The 17840-nt window shown below is 71.7% G+C and carries 16 protein-coding genes; 6 read left to right on the top strand and 10 right to left on the bottom strand.

Annotated elements, in window-relative coordinates; genetic code table 11:
• The first annotated feature begins 2 nt into the window (after nucleotides 1–2).
• Nucleotides 3–182: a zinc ribbon domain-containing protein gene (locus AB0J16_RS37770; RefSeq protein WP_358548848.1), complete on the top strand. Its 180-nt coding sequence runs from the start codon at nucleotides 3–5 to the stop codon at nucleotides 180–182.
• Nucleotides 183–332: 150 nt separating this feature from the next.
• On the opposite strand, the gene AB0J16_RS37765 is transcribed toward AB0J16_RS37770, so the two are convergent.
• From AB0J16_RS37765 to AB0J16_RS37740, 6 genes are read right to left on the bottom strand one after another with little or no spacing between them, the layout of a single operon-like run.
• Nucleotides 333–2753: a hypothetical protein gene (locus AB0J16_RS37765; RefSeq protein WP_358548846.1), complete on the bottom strand. Its 2421-nt coding sequence runs from the start codon at nucleotides 2751–2753 to the stop codon at nucleotides 333–335.
• Between the two features lie 31 nt (nucleotides 2754–2784).
• Nucleotides 2785–4005, bottom strand: a complete 1221-nt coding sequence (locus tag AB0J16_RS37760; RefSeq protein ID WP_358548844.1) for an acyl-CoA reductase — start codon at nucleotides 4003–4005, stop codon at nucleotides 2785–2787.
• On the bottom strand, nucleotides 4002–5027 hold the full coding sequence (locus AB0J16_RS37755) for an acyl-protein synthetase (protein WP_358548841.1): 1026 nt from the start codon (nucleotides 5025–5027) through the stop codon (nucleotides 4002–4004). Before AB0J16_RS37755 ends, AB0J16_RS37760 begins: the two co-directional genes overlap by 4 nt.
• The gene (locus AB0J16_RS37750; protein ID WP_358548838.1) at nucleotides 5024–6457 is read right to left on the bottom strand and encodes an AMP-binding protein; all 1434 of its coding nucleotides are present in this window, start codon (nucleotides 6455–6457) and stop codon (nucleotides 5024–5026) included. The genes AB0J16_RS37755 and AB0J16_RS37750 overlap by 4 nt, the downstream gene beginning before the upstream one ends.
• 30 nt (nucleotides 6458–6487) lie before the next feature.
• Nucleotides 6488–7240 carry an SDR family oxidoreductase gene (locus AB0J16_RS37745; RefSeq protein WP_358548836.1) on the bottom strand — a complete coding sequence of 251 codons (753 nt, stop codon included), beginning with the start codon at nucleotides 7238–7240 and terminating at the stop codon, nucleotides 6488–6490.
• Entirely contained in the window at nucleotides 7221–7466 is a 246-nt protein-coding gene (locus tag AB0J16_RS37740) for an acyl carrier protein (protein WP_357948443.1), read from the bottom strand. Before AB0J16_RS37740 ends, AB0J16_RS37745 begins: the two co-directional genes overlap by 20 nt.
• Before the next feature lie 422 nt (nucleotides 7467–7888).
• Between AB0J16_RS37740 and AB0J16_RS37735 the strand changes: the two genes are divergently transcribed.
• From AB0J16_RS37735 to AB0J16_RS37725, 3 genes are read left to right on the top strand one after another with little or no spacing between them, the layout of a single operon-like run.
• Complete coding sequence (locus AB0J16_RS37735; RefSeq protein WP_358548833.1) at nucleotides 7889–8464, top strand: hypothetical protein; 576 nt, start codon at nucleotides 7889–7891, stop codon at nucleotides 8462–8464.
• Nucleotides 8461–10203 carry a hypothetical protein gene (locus AB0J16_RS37730; RefSeq protein ID WP_358548830.1) on the top strand — a complete coding sequence of 581 codons (1743 nt, stop codon included), beginning with the start codon at nucleotides 8461–8463 and terminating at the stop codon, nucleotides 10201–10203. Before AB0J16_RS37735 ends, AB0J16_RS37730 begins: the two co-directional genes overlap by 4 nt.
• Nucleotides 10204–10242: 39 nt before the next feature.
• Nucleotides 10243–12129: a glycosyltransferase family 2 protein gene (locus AB0J16_RS37725; protein WP_358548828.1), complete on the top strand. Its 1887-nt coding sequence runs from the start codon at nucleotides 10243–10245 to the stop codon at nucleotides 12127–12129.
• Nucleotides 12130–12137: 8 nt separating this feature from the next.
• Here the strand turns inward: AB0J16_RS37725 and AB0J16_RS37720 are convergent, their stop codons facing one another.
• Entirely contained in the window at nucleotides 12138–13262 is a 1125-nt protein-coding gene (locus AB0J16_RS37720; RefSeq protein WP_358548825.1) for an aminotransferase class I/II-fold pyridoxal phosphate-dependent enzyme, read from the bottom strand.
• Nucleotides 13262–14245: a UDP-N-acetylglucosamine 4,6-dehydratase (inverting) gene (pseB, locus tag AB0J16_RS37715; RefSeq protein WP_358548822.1), complete on the bottom strand. Its 984-nt coding sequence runs from the start codon at nucleotides 14243–14245 to the stop codon at nucleotides 13262–13264. The genes AB0J16_RS37720 and pseB overlap by 1 nt, the downstream gene beginning before the upstream one ends.
• Before the next feature lie 88 nt (nucleotides 14246–14333).
• Between pseB and AB0J16_RS37710 the strand changes: the two genes are divergently transcribed.
• On the top strand, nucleotides 14334–15062 hold the full coding sequence (locus AB0J16_RS37710) for a glycosyltransferase family protein (RefSeq protein WP_358548820.1): 729 nt from the start codon (nucleotides 14334–14336) through the stop codon (nucleotides 15060–15062).
• A complete protein-coding gene (locus AB0J16_RS37705; RefSeq protein ID WP_358548817.1) occupies nucleotides 15059–16153 on the top strand; it encodes a hypothetical protein in 1095 nt (364 codons plus the stop codon). The genes AB0J16_RS37710 and AB0J16_RS37705 overlap by 4 nt, the downstream gene beginning before the upstream one ends.
• 55 nt (nucleotides 16154–16208) lie before the next feature.
• Here AB0J16_RS37705 and pseI read toward each other — a convergent pair whose 3' ends face one another.
• Nucleotides 16209–17252 carry a pseudaminic acid synthase gene (gene pseI / locus AB0J16_RS37700; RefSeq protein ID WP_358548814.1) on the bottom strand — a complete coding sequence of 348 codons (1044 nt, stop codon included), beginning with the start codon at nucleotides 17250–17252 and terminating at the stop codon, nucleotides 16209–16211.
• On the bottom strand, nucleotides 17249–17767 hold the full coding sequence (pseH, locus tag AB0J16_RS37695) for a UDP-4-amino-4,6-dideoxy-N-acetyl-beta-L-altrosamine N-acetyltransferase (protein ID WP_358548811.1): 519 nt from the start codon (nucleotides 17765–17767) through the stop codon (nucleotides 17249–17251). The genes pseI and pseH overlap by 4 nt, the downstream gene beginning before the upstream one ends.
• Nucleotides 17768–17840: the final 73 nt, after the last annotated feature.

The raw sequence follows: 17840 nt of genomic DNA, 5'->3' as shown, positions 1-17840 counted from the left end.
TGTTGGTCGACCCCGCCTACACCTCGCAGGCGTGTCCGGAGTGCGGGTGTGTGTCCAGGGCGAATCGGCCGGCGCGGGGCCGGTTCGTCTGCACCGGGTGTGGCCTCGCTGGGCACGCCGACCACATTGCGGCCCGCAACATCGCCACACGCGGCATTGCGGGCTGGGCTGTTATCAATTAGCCACACGCTACCGGCCTCCCTTCACCCAGACGGGACCGCGAGAGCAAACCACCAGCTTCAAACGGTGGTAGTTGATACGGGAATGCTGCTGTGGCCGTCCATTGATGCGCGGGCTGTTTCTCCGCACCATTCTTGGAGTAGGGCAGACTTTTACCCGGCGCCGAGTTCGTAGACCGAGCACTGGCCGCTGCGGAAACGCAGCGTCGCGAAGCCATCAAGGGCCGTGTCATTCTCGGTGAGCGCCCATTTAACGCCATATTCGCGGACGAGCCGCGCGACATTCTCCGCCGACGGCTGCCGGAACATCGTGTCGTTCGCCGCCAGCCGTTCCTGGTCCGCGAATGGCAGGGCCAGGTAGGAGAGGCCGAACGGCTCGCTCCGCGACATCGTGCTCTGGGCGTACGCCCACCCCTCCACCAGCACCCGGCGCTCGCTGTAGGCGGACACCCAGAAATGGCGACTGTCGCACACCTTCCAGCCGACGGGCCGGCAGTGCGCGTTGGTCGCCACCACGTCGTCGGGCGAGGAGTGATCCCGCAGCCACCGCCCGGCCTCCAGCGCACCCTGCGGCACCATGCGCACAGGCGGCGGCGCCTCGTGGTGGCTCGACGGCCCGACCCCTTGGGCCAAGGTGGCCGGCACCGCGTAGCCGGTGAGCAGCGCGACCACCGCCAGCACTACGGGTCCGCGCCGCAGCGTGACGGTCGCGACGACCCCCGCGAGCACGAGGTATGGCAGCGCGAGGGGGAACAGCCCGTGGACCGGCACGTTCGGTCCGAGCAGCGCTCGGACCCCCACGGCCAGCCCGGCTCCCAGCGCCACCCACCACTTGGCGGCGGCGAATCCGCGCTCCCGGCCGAGAGCGGCCACCCCGGCGATGGACGCGATCGAGAGGTACGGTCGAGCGCCCTCCAGGAAGTAGTACTGGCTGGCCGACGGATGCCCCAGCAGCACGACGGCGCCGATGCCCCCCGCCCCGATCCCGAGCAACAGCAGCATGCCCGGATCCCGTAGGACCGCCCGCCTGGCCAGCACGCCCAGCACTCCCGCCCACACGCACGCCAGGCAGATGAGGTGAATCCCCGTCAGCCCCGCGATCGGCCACACGGAGGCCCTGGCAACCTGCTTGGGTCCGAGGTCCATCACCAGCCCCCAGACCGGCCGCATGCTCGCGAACGGCGCGAGCACCAGCCCCTGCCGCTGACCCCCGAAGACCACGAACTGCGCGAACGCCAGACCGGCCAGCATGATCCCGATGCCCACGAGTGCGGGCCGCGACCACCGCTCGGTCAGCGTGCTCCTGACGTTCACGAGTGCGGGTCGTGACCACGGCTCGGTCGATGTGTTCTCGGCACCTACGAGTGCGGGCCGCGACCACCGTCTGACGATCAGTACGAGCACCAGCCCACCCAGCAACAGCGGCAGGAACGTCGCCTTTGCCCCGGTCAGCGCCGCCGACAGCACCCCGACCAGCACCCACCCGCCCCACCCGGTCTGCTCCCGGCGCAGGTACCCAACGAGCACCAGCACCACAGGGACGCAGAGCAACGCCCCGAACGTCTGCGTCGGACTCGTCCACACCGTGAACATCGACCGCGACGTGAACAGATTGCTCGCTCCCCAGTACAGCTCCGGGCTGAAGGCGAAGTACGTCACGAAGACCGCAGCCACGCCCGCCCACCACCGCCCGGTCACCCGCCTGGCGAGCACCGCCAGCAGCACGACCATGGCCACCATCATCGGCAGCATCGACAGCCGGTAGAGGAGCGTCTGTGGTTCGATCCCGGTGACCCAGCTGGTGGCGGCCATCTCGGCGTAGACGTACCAGTGGTAGGACAGCGGCTCAGCCAGGACCGTCGGGACCGTCGGGGGCATGTGATGCTTGAGCTCGCCGAGCAGGGCGAGGTGGTAGGGCATGTCGACGTAGGGAGTCGCGTTGCCGGGCCAGGTCAGGCCATGGCCCCCGTAGAACGACAGGGTGCTCCAGACGACGAGATAACAGACGACCCCCGCCAAGGCCCACGCACACCACAGGGGCATCCACTCACGACCCGCCGTCCCCGGCCCCGGCCCCGTGCCCGTCCCCGATCCCATACCCAGGCCCGGGACCGCTCCCGTCCCCGGTCCTGTCTCCGTTCCCGTTCCTCGGCTGATCCCCGGTCCCGCCTCCGGTCCCGGCCCCGACCGCCAGTACCGTCGTAGTCGGGGTACGGCGACGAAGGCGGCGATCACCGTAACGGGCCAGACGAGCACGAGCAGCGGTAGCCCGACCGCGCGCGCCGGGATGTAGGCCAGCACCTCGACCGCGTACCCCAGCGCCAGCCCTGCCGCCAGCTCCTCGGCGAGCGACCCGCGCCCCCGTGCCAACGCCCGCCACAACAGCGTCCCGGGAACCAGCACGCCGACACCGATATAGCCCCCGAAAGCGGCAATGTCCCGGACGGAAACCCCGCGCCAGACAAGCGCCGCCACAGCCACCAAGCCGACCAGCCCCACCGGCACCCAGCCGGACCACCCTCGCCGCCCGACCACCGGCGAGGCCACCACCCTCTTTGCCGCTGTGATGGTCATGCGGTCGCCACGCTCTTGTCCGCCCCGATCGTCATGTGAACACGGTGACCAGACGCGTGAACTCGGCGGTCAGGTCCACTCCATCCCAAACCCGGTGAAAGCTCAGCGCACTCCCCACCGGCACCATCCGATCGACCCCCCGACCCGCCAGCGCCCCCGCCAGCAACTCCAGCTCGGCCGGGACGAACCCGAAGTGCGTCATCGTCTGATCCCGGCGCTCCACCAGCCGAGCCAGCTCGCCAAGGCCATCGAGCCGGGCGTGTGCGAACGTCCCGGCGCCCAGCCACCGTCGTGGCGCCGCCTCGGGACCGGCCAGGGTGACGCTGGCCAGCGCGTTGCTGTGGAAGTCGATGGCGTGGGCGTCGCCGTCGGCGGCCAGTCCGTACGTGGCGACCCGCTTCTCGACCGCCATCGCGGCGTCCACGGACCACCCCCGTTTGGCCACGGCCCGCGCGAGCCAGGCGGTGAACTCCTCGCGCGCCACATCGCAGTCGGCGACCGAGCCGACCCAGTAGACGGTGCGCGGCGACGAGCAGGCCGCCTGGTCGAACCAGTAGGCGTCGTTGGCGAACCCCTCGGCGACCGCTCCCCGCGTGGCGGCCGACGCCGACAGCCAGGCCGTCGCCCGGAGCACCGCGAACGACGTCCGATCGGGAAAGGTCAGGTCACGCGCGTGCGGGGCTAGTGGATGGCGGCGGATCTCGCCGACCGCGGCGTCGCCGCCCCAGATGACCCGCAGGTCGCACGCCGCTGACAGGGCCGCGGTGACGGCGTCGGACCGGTCGTACGTGACGATGCGCTGCGTGGCGGCCACCGCCGGATCGGCGTCGGCCAGCGACTCCCGCAGCGTCCGCGTGATCGTCTCGGCCACGGCGCCCGCGCGCGGCGACAGGCGTACCACGTTGCGGTTGCCCATCAGCGCCGACAGGGCCCAGGAGTAGACGAAGACGGTGTCGACGTTCGCGGGCGGGACGTGGAACACCAGGCCGCGCGGCGCCCGCAGGTGATCGCCCCGGGGCCCGTCGAGAATCCGCGTCAGCTCGCTGGGCCGCAGGAAGAAGCCCAGCGAGGCCAGCTCGGGATGACGTCGCGCCAGCTCCGGACTCAGCAGGCGCCTGCCGAACCCGGTGAGGAACCCACGAATCCGCTCATCACCCACCGCGAGCGGCTCGCCCCCGGACATCTGCCCGATCAGCGTCTCAACTGAGATCTCCCGGCAATCGGGGAACCTGGACGAGACGTCGCTCATCATGCCGCCGACCGTGCCGAGGTGTCGCTGCAGCCGCGCGCCTCCGCTCTGGGCAGCCGCCCGAGCACCGAGAACCGCTTGCCCGGCCACACACCGTCGTCCACCCCGTGCACCACGCCGAGGTCCTCCGTCAGCAGCACGTGCCCCGGATAGGACGTGGGCAGCGTACTGACCACCTCGATCAGCCCCGGCACGCCGGGCGGCGCCTCCTGCCACGTCTCCGGATCGCGGATCACGACATCGGCGAAATCAGGGCAATAGAGCCCGCCGCCGTCCGGCCCCTCCAGGAACACCGTGCCGATCTGCTCGACCATCCCGTAGAAGTCGTGGATACGCCGCAGCCCGCACTCCTCGCCCAGCCGCCGGCGGAACGTGGCGTTGTCGACGGCCTGCTCCGCCAGCCGTTTCCAGCCCCCGGAGTGGATCAGCACCCCTTTCGAGAGGTCTAGCTCACGCAGGTGAGACCACACCATGAACGTGAACCCGAAGATCAGATAGGGCGCACCACCGTGCCGCGCGAGAAAGCCCTTGACCGCCTCGGCATCCAGCTCGCCACCCTCGTCGAGCACGAAGGTGTGGTCTCTGCCGAAGTGCATCATGCCGAGCACGCCCGCCCCACGAGCGCTCAGCGTGGCGGCGCGTATCGCCGATCGGCTGTCGACGATCAGCATCGGCAGCCGCCGCTCGCCCAGCACCGCGCGGAGCGTCGCCGCCAGCATGCGCGGCTGCGCGGCCGCCGCCTCGCGGTCGAGGTAGACGCGGCTGGGCCGCTGCCCGGTCGTACCGCTGGAGGTGAGCACCCTGAACACCGCGCTCTCCGGCACACTGCGCAACTCGTGCGTCTTGAACAGCCGCACCGGCAGCCACGGCAGATCCGCCACCCGCTCGTAGGGCCCCACCGCCCCGATCGCGTCCAGAATCCGGCGGTACGGCAGGCAGGCCCGCCGATGCCGCTCGGTCAGCGCGACCAACTCGGGCAGCAGCGCGGCTTCCTTCGCGTCCTGGGACAAGGTGAAGACGCTCACGTGCGGGCCTCCAGAGCGAGGTAGTCGATCTTCCCGGTGCCGAGCAGCGGCAGCCGGTCCACGCCGCGTACGTCGAACCCGCTCCAGTGGAGCCGCAGCTCGGACCCCAGCCGCCGGGCGAGCGTGGTGCATCCCTCGGCGTCGAGGCCCTCGGCCCAGACCGTGACACGGTCGTCGCCGCTGGTGGCCGCGACGGGGCCGCGGTCGCGCAGCAGGCGTTCGATGTCGTCGAGGTTGACGCGTACGCCGAAGACCTTGGCGATGCGTTTCATCCGGCCGGTGATGTGGAGGAAGCCCTCGTCGTCGAGGTGGCCGAGGTCGCCGGTGCGCAGCACGCCGCCCAGGTCGTCGCCCCTGGCCAGGTCGTCGGCCGTTTCGGCGTAGCCCATCATCACGTTGGGGCCGTGGTAGACGACCTGGCCGTCGTCGATGGTCAGGTGACCGCCGGGGACGGCCAGGCCTACGGAGCCGGGCTTGGCGGCCAGGCGGTCGTGGGGGAGTACGGCGATGCGGGCGGTCGCCTCCGTCTGGCCGTACATGACGAGGAAGCGCTGGGCCTTGGCGGCGAACTCGGTGACCAGGTCGGCCCGCAGCCGCCCGCCCGCCTGGGTCATGGTGGTGAGCGCGGGATGCTCGACCGGGTCGAAGCGGAGCTTGCGCAGCATCTCGTACTGGTAGGGGACCGCCGCCAGTGAGGTGCACCGGTGTTCGTCGAGCATGGTCCAGAAGGATCGCTCGAGCAGGCCCGCGTCGGTCAGCACCACGGTGGCGCCCGCGGCGAGATGGCTGTTGAGCACCGACAGTCCGTAGCTGTAGTAGAGCGGGAGGCTGGTCGGCGCGATCTCGCCGGGCGCGATGGCCAGGGCGGTGGCGATGGCGTGGGCGTTGGCCGACACGGCCGACCGCGACAGTCGCACGAGCTTGGGGTTGCCGGTCGAACCCGAGGTGGCGAGCAGGACGGCCAGGTCCGGATGGGGCTCGGGGGTGCCGCCCCGGGCACGCCGTAGGCCGTCGGCGGCTCGCGTGAAGCCGAGCAGGGCGGCGGGCTTGAACCTGGCGGCCAGCTCGGCCAGCGCGCCGGGCGGCAGGTCGGGGTCCAGCAGCGCGATGGGCCTGCCCGCCTGGAACGCCGCGAGGTAGCGCAGCACGGACGGCAGATCGTTACGCATGCCGCAGAACACCGGGCCGGGCGGCAGCGCGGCCAGCGCCTGCGTGGCGCTCGCGATCCGAGCCGCCAGGTCGTCACCGGTGAGCACTCCCGGCTCTCCGGCGACGACTATCCGCGCGTCCGGGTGCGGAAGGCACAGCGGTGTCTGCGCGTCCGGGTACGGAAGGCCCTCCCGAGGGGTCAGGTCCTCGCCGACCCGCGGTGAGGAACCGTCGGCGGGTTGGGGTGCGCCGGAGTGTCCGGAGTGTAGGGAAGCGTTCATGAAAGACCGCCCGTCCATCGTGTCGGAGACTTACAGCACCAGCCCGCCGTCCACCCCGATGACCTGCCCGGTGATGAAGCAGGCGTCGGCGGAGAGCAGGAAGGCGGCCGCGGCGGCCACGTCGCCGGCGGTGCCCAGGCGGCCGAGCGGGGTCGCGGCGACGGTGTCGGCGCGGGCCCGGTCGTTGAGCGTGGAGAGCATGTCGGTCTGGATGTAGCCGGGTGCCACCGCGTTGACCCGGATGCCCTGGGGCCCGAGCTCCTTGGCGGCGGCCAGGGTGAGGCCGAGCACGGCGGCCTTGGTGGCGGAGTAGACGGCCTGGCCCGGCGCCCCTTTGCGGCCCATGACCGAGGAGACCAGGACCACGGCCGGGTCGGTGCCCCTGCGCAGCAGCTTGACCGCGGCCTGCAGGGTGTGGGTGGCGCCCAGCGCGTTGACGTGGAAGAGCCGGCTCACCACGTCGCTGTGCATCATGCCGAGCAGGCTCGCCGCGTGCCCGCCCGCGTTGATCACCAGGGCGTCGAGCCGCCCGTGCCGCCGGTGGATCTCCCGCATCATGGCGGACACCGCGGCGGGGTCGGCCACGTCGCCGTGGACCGTGTCGGTGCGGCCCCCCGTCTCGGCGGCCACCTCGGCCGCCGCCTTGGCGGAGCGCTCCTGGTCGCGCCCGTGGAGGACGACCTCGTGACCGGTCAGGGCCAGCCGCGCGGCGACGGCCCGGCCGATGCCCAGCGTGGAGCCGGTGACGAGCGCGACCCGGAGGTCAGGTGACGGCGTCGGCACCGTGCTTCTCCAGCAGCTCGGCGGCCTTGGCGAACGAGCTCATGTCGATCATCTCGTCCGTGTCGATCATGATGCCGAACTCGTCCTCCATCGCGGCGACGAGGGCCATGTGGGCCAGTGAGTCCCACTGCGGGATCGCCCGGTATTCGAGCCCGTCGACGTCCCGGTCGGCCGGCAGGCTCAGCGAGGCGCGGAAGACGCCGCGCAGGCGGTCGAGCTGGCTCATCTCTGCTCACTTTCTGTCTTCGGACAACCACGTAGTGTAGCCGTGATCGTCCGTCAACAGAAACCAAGCACCCGTCGTGAGTAATAGAACCGTATAACGGCGAGTGCCCGCTGTGCCGGGCTGAGAATGTCGCCTGGGGCGCGTCAACCGCTACAGGGGGAATGATGGACGAATCCAATCACTGGTACGGGCACTCCCGCATACTCGGCCGATACTGTGAAATGGCGGATGACACTCCCCGGCGAATACAGGGTTTTCTGCAGCACGGCTGGAACTATCTCCACGGATTCCCGCCCAACGACCACTGGTGCAGCCCTGGCTACCCCCGTTTCGTCTGGTCAGACGTGCTCAGGCGGCGTGGCTGGTCGATGGGTCGCCGTGGTCACTATGTCATCGGCGCGCCGTGGATCTACCTTCTTGATATGGAGCCTGGAAAGGCGGCGGCCCCCGAAAGGAAGGGTACGATCTGGTATCCCTTCCACGGCTGGGAAAAGCATTCGGTCACCGGCGACCATGCCCGGCTGGCCGCCGAAATATCCGAAGTGGAGACGGAGCCGGTGACAATCTGTCTTTACTGGTTGGAATTCGCTAATCCGGACATTCGGCGGGCTTATCGGTCGGCGGGTTTCCGGGTCATCTGCCATGGTGAGCGCGGTTCGCGGTGGGACGGCAGGGGGCGCGACTTCCTGTCCGGCCAGCTGGCCGAGCTGCGGCGGCATCGCCGGGTGGCGTCCAACCGGCTCGGCAGCGCGCTGTTCTACGGCGCCTCTGTGGGCTGCGACGTCGCCGTCTACGGAGACCCGATGCAGCTGGAGGACGAGCGGCCCGAGTACGGCGGCACCGCCCGCCGCATGCGGCTCTGGCCCGAACTGCACGGCGCGCGCGTCGACCCCGAGGCGGCCAGGGAGGCGGCCCGGCAGGAGCTGGGATTCGAGTATCAGGCGACACCGGAGGAGCTACGGCGAATGTTCGGCTGGAAGCGGGCGCGATGCGCATGAACGAGGCACCCGAGAACGTCCGGCTGATCGGCGGCGAGATGCTGCTGTGGTCGGACTCATCCCATACGTCCGGTGTCACGGACTGGCGGGGCGTGGCCCTGGAACTGGTCAGACGCCTGCTCCCCATCGAGACCTGCGAGGGCCGTGAGGGCCGCCAGGGCGGAGAGGGCGGAGAGGCCAACGGAGCCGACAGGGGCGCGAGGGCCAGGGTGCTGCTGGTCGGGCCGCACCCGCGCGGCTTGGTGGACGAGGTGGTGGCGCGGGCCGCGTCGGTGGCCGTGGTGCTGCGCTCCTATCCCGACGCCTGCGCCCTGGCCGAGCGCCATCCCGATCTGGCCGTGCACTGCGGCCGTCTGTCAGCGCTGCCCGAGGGCGAGCCGTACGACCTGGTCCTGGCGCTCGACGGGCTGCGGCGTACGCACTCGGCCGAGGAGGTCGCGCCGCCCTGGCGCGAGTCGCTGGGCGCGCTCGCCGCCCTCGTCGCGCCGGGCGGGCGGTTCGTCCTGAGCGTGAGCAACGACCTGGGCATCGACCGGTTCGTCGAGGCCAGGCCCGCCGACCGGGACGGCGGCGACGAGCACTGGGAGCCGCACGGGTTCGACCAGGGCTACCCCGACGGGCCCGGCGCCCTCGACGAGGAGCTGGCGGCGGCCGGGCTGACCCCCGAGAGATGTTACGCCGCCTATCCGGGCCGCGCGGCGCCCCGCGCGCTGCTCGCCCGCGAACTGCTCGGGTGCGACCTGCCCGACGCGCTCACGGTGCCGTTGAGCGCCCGTGGCGGCGACAGGATGCTGGTGGCCGATCCGCTGCGGCTGACCCGGCTGGTGTTCAGCCACGGCCTCGGCGAGCAGCTTGCCCCGCTATGGGTGGCCATGGCGACCAGACCCTCGGCCGCGCCCACAGCGCGGGGGGACGTGCCGCTCGGCCAGTACGAGGACGCGCCCACGGACCTGCCGCTCGGCCAGTACGAGGGGTCGCCCACGGACCTGCCGCTCGGCCTGTTCGAGGAGGGTCACGCCGTACACGAGGTCACCTGGGGCGCCACCCGCCGGCTGCCCGACGGCGTCGAGCGAGCCATCCCCGCGGGCCGCGTCGTGGAGGAGGTCCTGATCGAGGCGTGCGCCCGCGAGGACGTACGGGCCGTCCGTGACCTGCTCACCGTGCTGGGCGACTGGGTCGAGATGGGCGGCGACGCCGCGGCCGACAATCTGGTCTGGGACGGCGAGCGGTTCGCCGCCATCCATGCCCTGCCCGCGCAGCCCGACCGACCGGCCGACCGCGTGGTGTTGTGCCGGGTGTTGTGGCGGTTCGCGGTACGCCTGCTGGCCGCCGGTCACCACCACCCGTGGCCGTGGCCGCGGCAGGCCGAGCAGCTGGCGTTGACGCTCTGCGGCATGGCGAACCGGCCGTGCGACCAGGCGGATCTCGACCTGGCCCGCAAGCTCGACGCCGAGCTGGGGCAGCCGGCCGAGCTGAGCGACGCCGCCCCGACGTACCGGGACCTGCTGGGCGCGCGGGACCGGCTGGCCGACCAGCTGACCGCCGCGCTGGCCAGGGTGTCCCGCCTGGAGACCAAGCTCACCTACCGCGAACGCGAGCTGCTGCGGGCCAAGGGCCGGCTGAGAAAGACCCAGCGGAAGTCGGCCGCCTACCGCAGGACGCTCGGCTACCGGCTCTCGCGCCGCCTGGCCCGCCCGCGCAGGGTCGCCCGCCGGGTTCTGCGCCTGCTGTCCGGCTGACGAATGCGCCTGCTGTCCGGCTGACGAAGAGGAGTTTCCGTGCCGGTTCTTTCGGTGATCGTCCCGTTCTACAACGTTGAGAAGTACATCGGTCCCTGCCTGGATTCGCTGGCCGCGCAGAAGCTCCAGGACCTTGAGATGATCTGCGTGGACGACGGCAGCACCGACGCCAGTGCCGCCGTGGTCGAGGCCCGGATGGCGGCCGACCCGAGGATCAGCCTCATCCGGCAGGCCAACCAGGGGGTGGGGCGGGCCCGCAACATCGGTGTCCGCCGGGCCACGGGCCGCTACCTGGCCTTCGTCGACGGTGACGACAAGGTGCCGCCCCGCGCGTTCCAGCGGCTGGTCGCCTCCCTGGAGGCCACCGGTTCCGATCTGGCCTGCGGCAACGTCATGCGGCTGCACCGCAACCTGCTCGTACCCTCGTGGGCGCACAAGCAGGCGTTCGCCGAGTCGCGCAGGCGCACGCACATCACCCGCCACCCGCTGCTGATCCGCGACCGCATGCTGTGGAACAAGGTCTACCGGCTCGACTTCTGGAACGCCCTTGGCCTGGTCTTCCCCGAGCGCATGTACGAGGATCAGCCGGTCGCCATGGCCGCGCACGTGGGCGCCTCTTCGGTCGACGTGATCAAGAGCATCGTCTATCACTGGCGGCAGCGCGACGAGGAGTGTTCCTCGATCACCCAGCGCCGCCTGGAGCCGGCCAACCTGCGGGACCGCCTGCTGTCGGTGCTGGAGACGGCCGCGCTGCTCACCACCGGCGCGCCCGCGCTCAAGCCGGACTTCGACCGCGACACGCTCGAGATCGACATGAGCGTCGCGGTGGAGGCGATGGCCATGATGGGCGCCGCGGCCGATCCCGGCCTCGTCGACCTGGTCGTCCGCTATCTCGACGGCGTCGCGCCGGAGGCGTGGCAGAGCATCCCGTTCGCGCAGCGGCTCCAGGTGCACCTGCTCCACGGGCGTCGCCTGGACGAGCTGGCGCGCGTCTTCGAGCAGGACCGCGCGGGCCGCCTGCTTCCGCGGGTCAGCCCGCCGGGCCTGCTGCGCAAGCGCTGGTACGGCCGGCACCCGGCCATACCCAGGCACCTGTCGGAGGTGTCGGCCGAGCTCAAGCTGTCGGCCCGGCTGGTCGAGCTGGATTGGCGCGACGGCGAGCTCGGTGGCATGGGCCGGGTGAGCATCGGCCGGTTCGACGTGTCGGACCTGCGCCGTACGAGTGCGCAGGTGTGGCTGCAGGAGCGCAGGACCGGCGAGCTCGTCGCGCTGTCCGACCAGCGCGTCTCACCGACCTGGGAGAGCGTCGAGCAGGAAGAGGGCGGTGCGGTGGCCGAGCACGGGTTCTCCTTCGCGTTCGCGTTCGACCCGGCGACGCTGACCCGCGCGCAGCTCGCCCGGCTCGGGCACTGGGATCTGCGGGTACGGTTGCGCGGCCCCCGGCTGAAACTGGAGGCGAAGGTCGTCGGATCGCGCTGGCTGCTGCCGCTGGTGCCCGCGCCGAAGCGCAGGGCGGGCGTGTGGCTGGTGCCGGTGCGCGGCGGCGGCGGGGCCTGGGGACTGCGGCTGCGCCGGGCCGAGGCGCTGATCGGCGAGTGCCGGGTGGACGGCGACGACCTGGTCTTCTCCGGCGAGCTCAGTGACCCGGGCGACGGCGATCCGGTGTTGCGGCTGGTGCGCAGGAGTGACGGCGAGGAGATGTACTTCCCCGTCACGCTGGCCGGGCAGAACTTCCGGGCCCGGGTGTCGCTGGTGGACATCGACGAGGTCGTCGGCCGTGAGGCGCGCTGGGACTTCGTCATCGACCAGGGCCGGGAGATCCGGCCGCTGGTACGTACCCGGGCACGGCCGCTCGTGACGGTCGCCGAGCGGCGCTTCCTGGTGGACCGGGGCGACGACGGCTGCCTCATGCTCGCCGAACGATGAGACAGCCGTCAGTCTAGGATGGCCCGCAGCCGGTCGACGACTTCGTCCTGCTGCTGGTCGGTGAGATCGGGGAAGAGCGGCAGCGAGAGCTGCTCGGCGTAGTAGGACTCGGCTTCGGGGCAGATCCCGCGCCGGTAGCCGAGGTCCTCGAAGACCGGGTGCCAGTAGGCCGGGATGTAGTTGACCTGCACCCCGATGCCCTCGGCCCGCAGGCGCTCGTAGACCTCCCGCCGGCGGCCGTCGCGGATCCTGACCGGGTAGAGGTGCCAGCACGGCGTGGTGTACGGGCGCCGCGCGGGCAGCGTCAGGCCCGGCAGGTCGCCGAGCAGCGCGTTGTAGCGGGCGACCAGCTCGATCCGCCGCGCGCGGAAGCCTTCGAGCCGCCGCAGCTGGCTGAGGCCGAGCGCGCAGAGCACGTCCGGCAGCCGGTAGTTGAGGCCGAAGTCGTGGACCTCCTGGTGCCAGCCGCCGTGGCCGGGGTCGCGCTGCTCGGCCGGGTCGCGGACCAGGCCGTGGTTACGGAAACGGGCGGCGCGGACATAGCGGTCATGGTCGCGTACGGCGACGGCGCCGCCCTCGGCGGTGGTCACGGTCTTGGTCGGGAAGAACGAGAACGTGGTGAGGTCGGCCTGCTCCCCGACCGGCCGGTCCTTGTAGCGCGAGCCGAGGGAGTGGGCGGCGTCGCCGATCAGCACGGCTCCGGTCCGGTCGGTGATCGCGCGGAGTTCGTCGTAGTCGGCGGGGTGGCCCGCGTAGTCGACCGCGGTGATCGCCTTGGTGGCGTCGCCCGTCAGTGACTCGACCGAGGCGGGATCGAGGTTGCCCGTGTCGGGCTGCACGTCGGCGAAGACGACCCGGGCGCCGCGCATGGCGGCGGTGGCGGCCGTCGCCACGAACGTCAGCGGCGAGGTGATCACCTCATCTCCCGGCCCGACCCCGGCCGCCGCGTACGCGACGTGCAGGGCCGCCGTGCCCGACGTGACCGCCAGGCACGGCACGCCGCCCGTCCACCGGGCCAGCTCGGCCTCGAACGAGCCGACCATGGGCCCGGTCGTCAGCCACTCGCCGAGCAGCACCTCGGTCACGGCCTGGACATCGGTGTCGGCGATCGACTGCCGTCCGTAGGGGAGCATCAGACGCCCACCGTCACCATGGCGCGCAGGTCCTCGACCGACAGCCAGCGGTCGTTGGTGTCGGAGCGGTAGGCGAAGCCGTCCGGCAGCAGCTCGCCGCCCTGCGGGGGCACGTAGCCCCAGCTGGCGATCGTCGGCTGCACGACGTAGCGGTCGCTCAGGCGAAGCGTCCTGCGGCCGTCGTCGGGGCCGATCATCTCCTCGTGCAGCTTCTCGCCTGGCCGGATGCCGATCTCGTAGACCGGGCTGCGGGGCGCCAGTGCCTGGGCCAGGTCGGGCAGGCGCATGCTGGGGATGCGCGGCACGTACAGCTCGCCGCCCTGCATCAGGTCGAAGGAGTCGACCACGAACCGGACGGCCTGGTCGAGCGTGATCCAGAACCGGGTCATCCGCTTGTCGGTGATCGGCACGCTGCCGCCCTCCTGGGCCAGCCGCAGGAAGAACGGCACCACCGAGCCCCTGCTGCCCACCACATTGCCGTAGCGGACCACCGCGAAGCGGGTGACGTGGCTGGCGGCGTAGTGGTTGGCCGAGACGAACAGCTTGTCGGCGACCAGCTTCGAGGCGCCGTACAGGTTGATCGGGCTGGACGCCTTGTCGGTGGAGAGCGCGACGACCTTGCGCACGCCGCAGTCGATGGCGGCCTCCACCACGTTCTGGGAGCCGGAGACGTTGGTCCTGACGTATTCGAACGGGTTGTACTCGGCCGTGTCGACCTGCTTCAGCGCCGCCGCGTGCACGACGTAGTCGATGCCGTGCATGGCCCTGGCCAGGCGCTCCCGGTCGCGTACGTCGCCGATGAACCAGCGCAGCCGCTGGTCGTCGTCGAACAGGTGACGTGCCTCGTACTGCTTGAGCTCATCGCGCGAGAAGACCACCATGCGGCGCACGTCGAGGTGGTCCAGCGCGTGCCGGACGAACGCCTTGCCGAAGGACCCAGTGCCTCCGGTGATCAGAATTGACGATCCACTGAGAATGCTCACGCGGCCCCCCGCCGTAGTCATCCGAGCTGCCCGGTAGCATAGCGCGATCGTTCGATGACACAGGGTCGCAGAGGGGAATGGGGCTTCGGTGCGGATTGTCGGAATCATCCAGGCGCGCATGGGCTCGACGCGCCTGCCGGGCAAGGTCTTGCGCGATCTCGGGGGCCGCTCCGTGCTGGGCTGGGTGGTCCGTGCGGTACGCGAAGCGGGCGCGGTCGACGACCTGGTGGTGGCGACCACCACGGAGGCGGCCGACGACGTGGTGGTGGCGGAGTGCCGCCGGCTCGGCGTGTTCTGGCACCGAGGGCCGGTCGACGACGTGCTCACCCGGTTCACGCAGGTGCTGCGGGGTCGCCCGGGCGACGCCGTCATGCGGTTCACGGCGGACTGCCCGCTACTCGATCCGGTGGTGATCCGCGAGGCCGCGCTGGTCTTCCGCGCCGTGCCCGGCCTCGACTATCTGAGCACGAGCCTGGCGCGCACACTGCCGCGCGGGCTCGACGTGGAGATCGCGGGGCTGGCCGCGCTGAAGCGGGCCGACCTGGAAGCCACCGCGCATCACCGCACGCACGTCACCTCCTACCTCTACACGCATCCGGGGGAGTCGCGGCTGCTCGGCCTCGCCTACGCGCCGTCGGCGGCCGACCTGCGGGTCACGCTCGATACCGAGGACGACTGGCGGCTCATCTCACGGGTCGTCGCGGAGCTTGGCGATCGGTGCGTGCCGGTACGGTCGCTGGTCGGCTGGCTGCGGGAGCGGCCCGAGGTGTGCGAGCTCAACGCGCACGTGACGCAGAAGGCGTTGCAGGAGGCGTGACGCACCGGGTGGGGTTCCGCTGCGACGCGGGCGTGGCGAGCGGGGTCGGCCACCTGATGCGCTGCGTGGCGCTGGCCGAGGAGCTGTGCGGGCGGGGGGCCGAGGTGCTGTTCCTCGGGGACGTGGCGGGGTCGGCGTGGGCGGAGTCGCAGTTGCGGCAGCGCGCGTTCCCGCTGTGCCCGGCGCCTTCGGAGCCGCGGGCGCTGGCCGAGCTGGTGCGGGTGCTCGGGCTGGACGCGGTGGCGCTGGACTCGTACGTGCTGGCTCCCGATACGGGCGCGGCGCTGCGGGCGACGGGCACGGCGGTGCTGGCGATCGTCGACGGCGACCCGCTGGGCCAGGAGGCGGACCTCTACCTCGACCAGAACCTCGGCGCCGAGTTGCGGCCCTTCCGACGCCCGTCCTCGCGCCCGGGGGAGGCCGCGGACGGGTCGTGGGGTGGGCCCGGGGATAGGTCTCGGGGTGGGCCGGGGGACGGGTCGGGGGGTGCGCCTGGGAGCGGGCCGTGGGATGGGCCCTGGGGTGGGCGGCTGGCGGGGGCTCGCTATGTGCTGTTGCGGGACAGCGTCCTGCTGATGCGGGGGACCGCCCGCCGCCGCCCGGCCCGGCCGGAGGGGCCGCTGGTGCTGTGCTTCTTCGGCGGCACCGACAGTGCCGGTGTGGCTCCGGCCTGGGCCGGGGCGCTGCGTGCCACCGGGCTGCCGTTCCGGGCGACCGTGGTCAGCCCGGTGCCGTTCGAGGTGGACGGGCCCGTCACGGTCATCCCGCCGACGGACCGGCTGCCCGGCCTGATGGCCGAGGCCAACCTGGTGATCACCGCGGCCGGCTCGGCCGTCTGGGAACTGCTGCACCTGGGCGTGCCCACCGCGCTGAGCTGGGTGGCCGACAACCAGCTGATCGGCTACGAGGCGCTGGTCGGCGGCGGGCTCGCGGCGGGGCTGGGACCGGCCCCGGACGCGGCTGCCGTCGGCGTCCTGACCCGCCTGCTCGCCGACCCGGCGGCCCGCGAGGAGTACGGCAGACGCGGCGCCGGGCTGATCGACGGCCGCGGCAGGGAACGCGTCGCCGACGCGCTGCTGGCCCTCCTCTGAACGAGCCCTCCGCTGAACGAGCCCTCCGCTAAACGAACACTGAGCCGGGCGCTCGTCAGACCAGGTCCCAGGTCAGCGGGGTGCCGAGTGTGGCGTCCCTGGCGAAGCGGCGGCCCATCACCTGCGCCGCCGCCGCCGGCGGCAGCCCCCCGGCCGGCCGGATGGAGCGGACGTTCTGCTCCGTCACCGGTTCGCCCGCCCGCACATCCCGTACGACATACAGCGACCGCCGGAACCGCAGCCCCTCGCGCTCGGAGGCCCGCGGCCCGATGACCGCGCTGCCCAGCGACTGCCAGGCCCGCTCGCTCTCCACCACGAGCGCCGCGAGCTCGGCGGGCTCCAGCGAGAACGCCGAATCCACACCCCCGTCACCCCGGTCCACCGTGACGTGCTTTTCGATCAGGCACGCGCCGAGCGCGACCGCCGCGAGCGCGGCGCCGATGCCGGGCGTGTGGTCGGAGACGCCGACGACCGCGCCGGTGAGCCCGGCGAGCAGCGGCAGCGAGCGCAGGTTGCTCTCGGCGGGCGCGGCGGGGTAGGAGGCGGTGCAGGCCAGCATGGCGAGCTGTATGCAGCCCGCCTCGCGGGCGGCCTCCGCTGCGGCGTGGATCTCGCCGATCGACGCCATGCCGGTGGAGATGATCAGCGGCTTCCCCGTCGCGGCGGCGAGCCTGATCAGGGGCAGGTCCACGATCTCCGAAGAGGCGATCTTGTAGGCCGGGGCGCCGAGATTCTCCAGCAGATCGATGGCCGTGGGGTCGAAGGGCGAGGAGAACGGGATGAGCCCCCGCCCGCGAGCCCTGGCGAAGATCGGCTCGTGCCACTCCCATGGCGTGTGCGCCCGCTCGAAGAGCCGGTAGAGCCGCTCGCCGCCCCACAGCTCATGGTCGTCACCCAAGCGGAAGGCGGGGCCGTCGGCGTCGACGGTGATCGTGTCGGGGCGGTAGGTCTGCAGCTTCAGGGCGTGCGCGCCGCTGTCGGCCACCGCGTCGACGATGGCGAGAGCCTGTTCGAGGCGGCCGTTGTGGTTGCCCGACATCTCGGCGATGACGAAGGGGGGCTGTCCCGCCCCGATCGCGCGCCCGGCGATGGAGATCATGCGCTGTCCTTCCTCAAAGAGTCGTCCCTTCTGATGAGTTGCACAGTGACGACGTCGCGGCGGACGCCGTCGATGTCGCGCCCGTGGACGGCGACCTCGGCGAAGCCGAAGCGCCGGTGCAGCCCCCTGGCCGCCTCGCTGCGGGCGAGCACCTCGCCACGCAGCGTGGTCAGCCCCAGCGGCCCGAACGCGTGGTCGATGGCGGCTCGCTCCAGCCCGATCCAGGCCGGCAGCAGCGCGCCCGACGGCTCCAGCCCGGCCAGATCGAGGTAGAACCCCCACTCGCCGCTCCGCGCGGCGGGGTCGAGCTCGGAGAACGTCACGACCCCCGCGGGGGTCCCGTCGTGAACGTAGATCAGCACCCGTCTGGCCGGATCGTCTTTTACCCCGGCCCACCACCGGGCGTGCTCGTCCTCGGCGATGACGTGGGTGGTGAAGCTCGCCGCCCGCACCCTCGGGTGGTTGCGCCATCGGCGGATGGCGGGCAGCTCATGGTCGTGTACGGGTCTCAGCACGACTTCCCCCTACTCAGCGCGCTCGATCCATTGCACAACGTAGCGGATCCATCCGGCAAAGAGCTGATCAGAG

It is taken from the genome of Nonomuraea sp. NPDC049750, assembly GCF_040659625.1.
Lineage (GTDB): Bacteria > Actinomycetota > Actinomycetes > Streptosporangiales > Streptosporangiaceae > Nonomuraea.
The sequence above is the reverse complement of the archived record's forward strand: the minus strand, read 5'-3'. Positions and strand labels throughout refer to the sequence as shown.

Coding starts and splice junctions, on each gene's coding strand:
- AB0J16_RS37765 (WP_358548846.1), bottom strand. CDS start 2,753: ATGACCATCACAGCGGCAAAGAGGGTGGTGGCCTCGCCGGTGGTCGGG.
- AB0J16_RS37760 (WP_358548844.1), bottom strand. CDS start 4,005: ATGATGAGCGACGTCTCGTCCAGGTTCCCCGATTGCCGGGAGATCTCA.
- AB0J16_RS37750 (WP_358548838.1), bottom strand. CDS start 6,457: ATGAACGCTTCCCTACACTCCGGACACTCCGGCGCACCCCAACCCGCC.
- AB0J16_RS37740 (WP_357948443.1), bottom strand. CDS start 7,466: ATGAGCCAGCTCGACCGCCTGCGCGGCGTCTTCCGCGCCTCGCTGAGC.
- AB0J16_RS37735 (WP_358548833.1), top strand. CDS start 7,889: ATGGAGCCTGGAAAGGCGGCGGCCCCCGAAAGGAAGGGTACGATCTGG.
- AB0J16_RS37730 (WP_358548830.1), top strand. CDS start 8,461: ATGAACGAGGCACCCGAGAACGTCCGGCTGATCGGCGGCGAGATGCTG.
- AB0J16_RS37720 (WP_358548825.1), bottom strand. CDS start 13,262: ATGCTCCCCTACGGACGGCAGTCGATCGCCGACACCGATGTCCAGGCC.
- pseI (WP_358548814.1), bottom strand. CDS start 17,252: ATGATCTCCATCGCCGGGCGCGCGATCGGGGCGGGACAGCCCCCCTTC.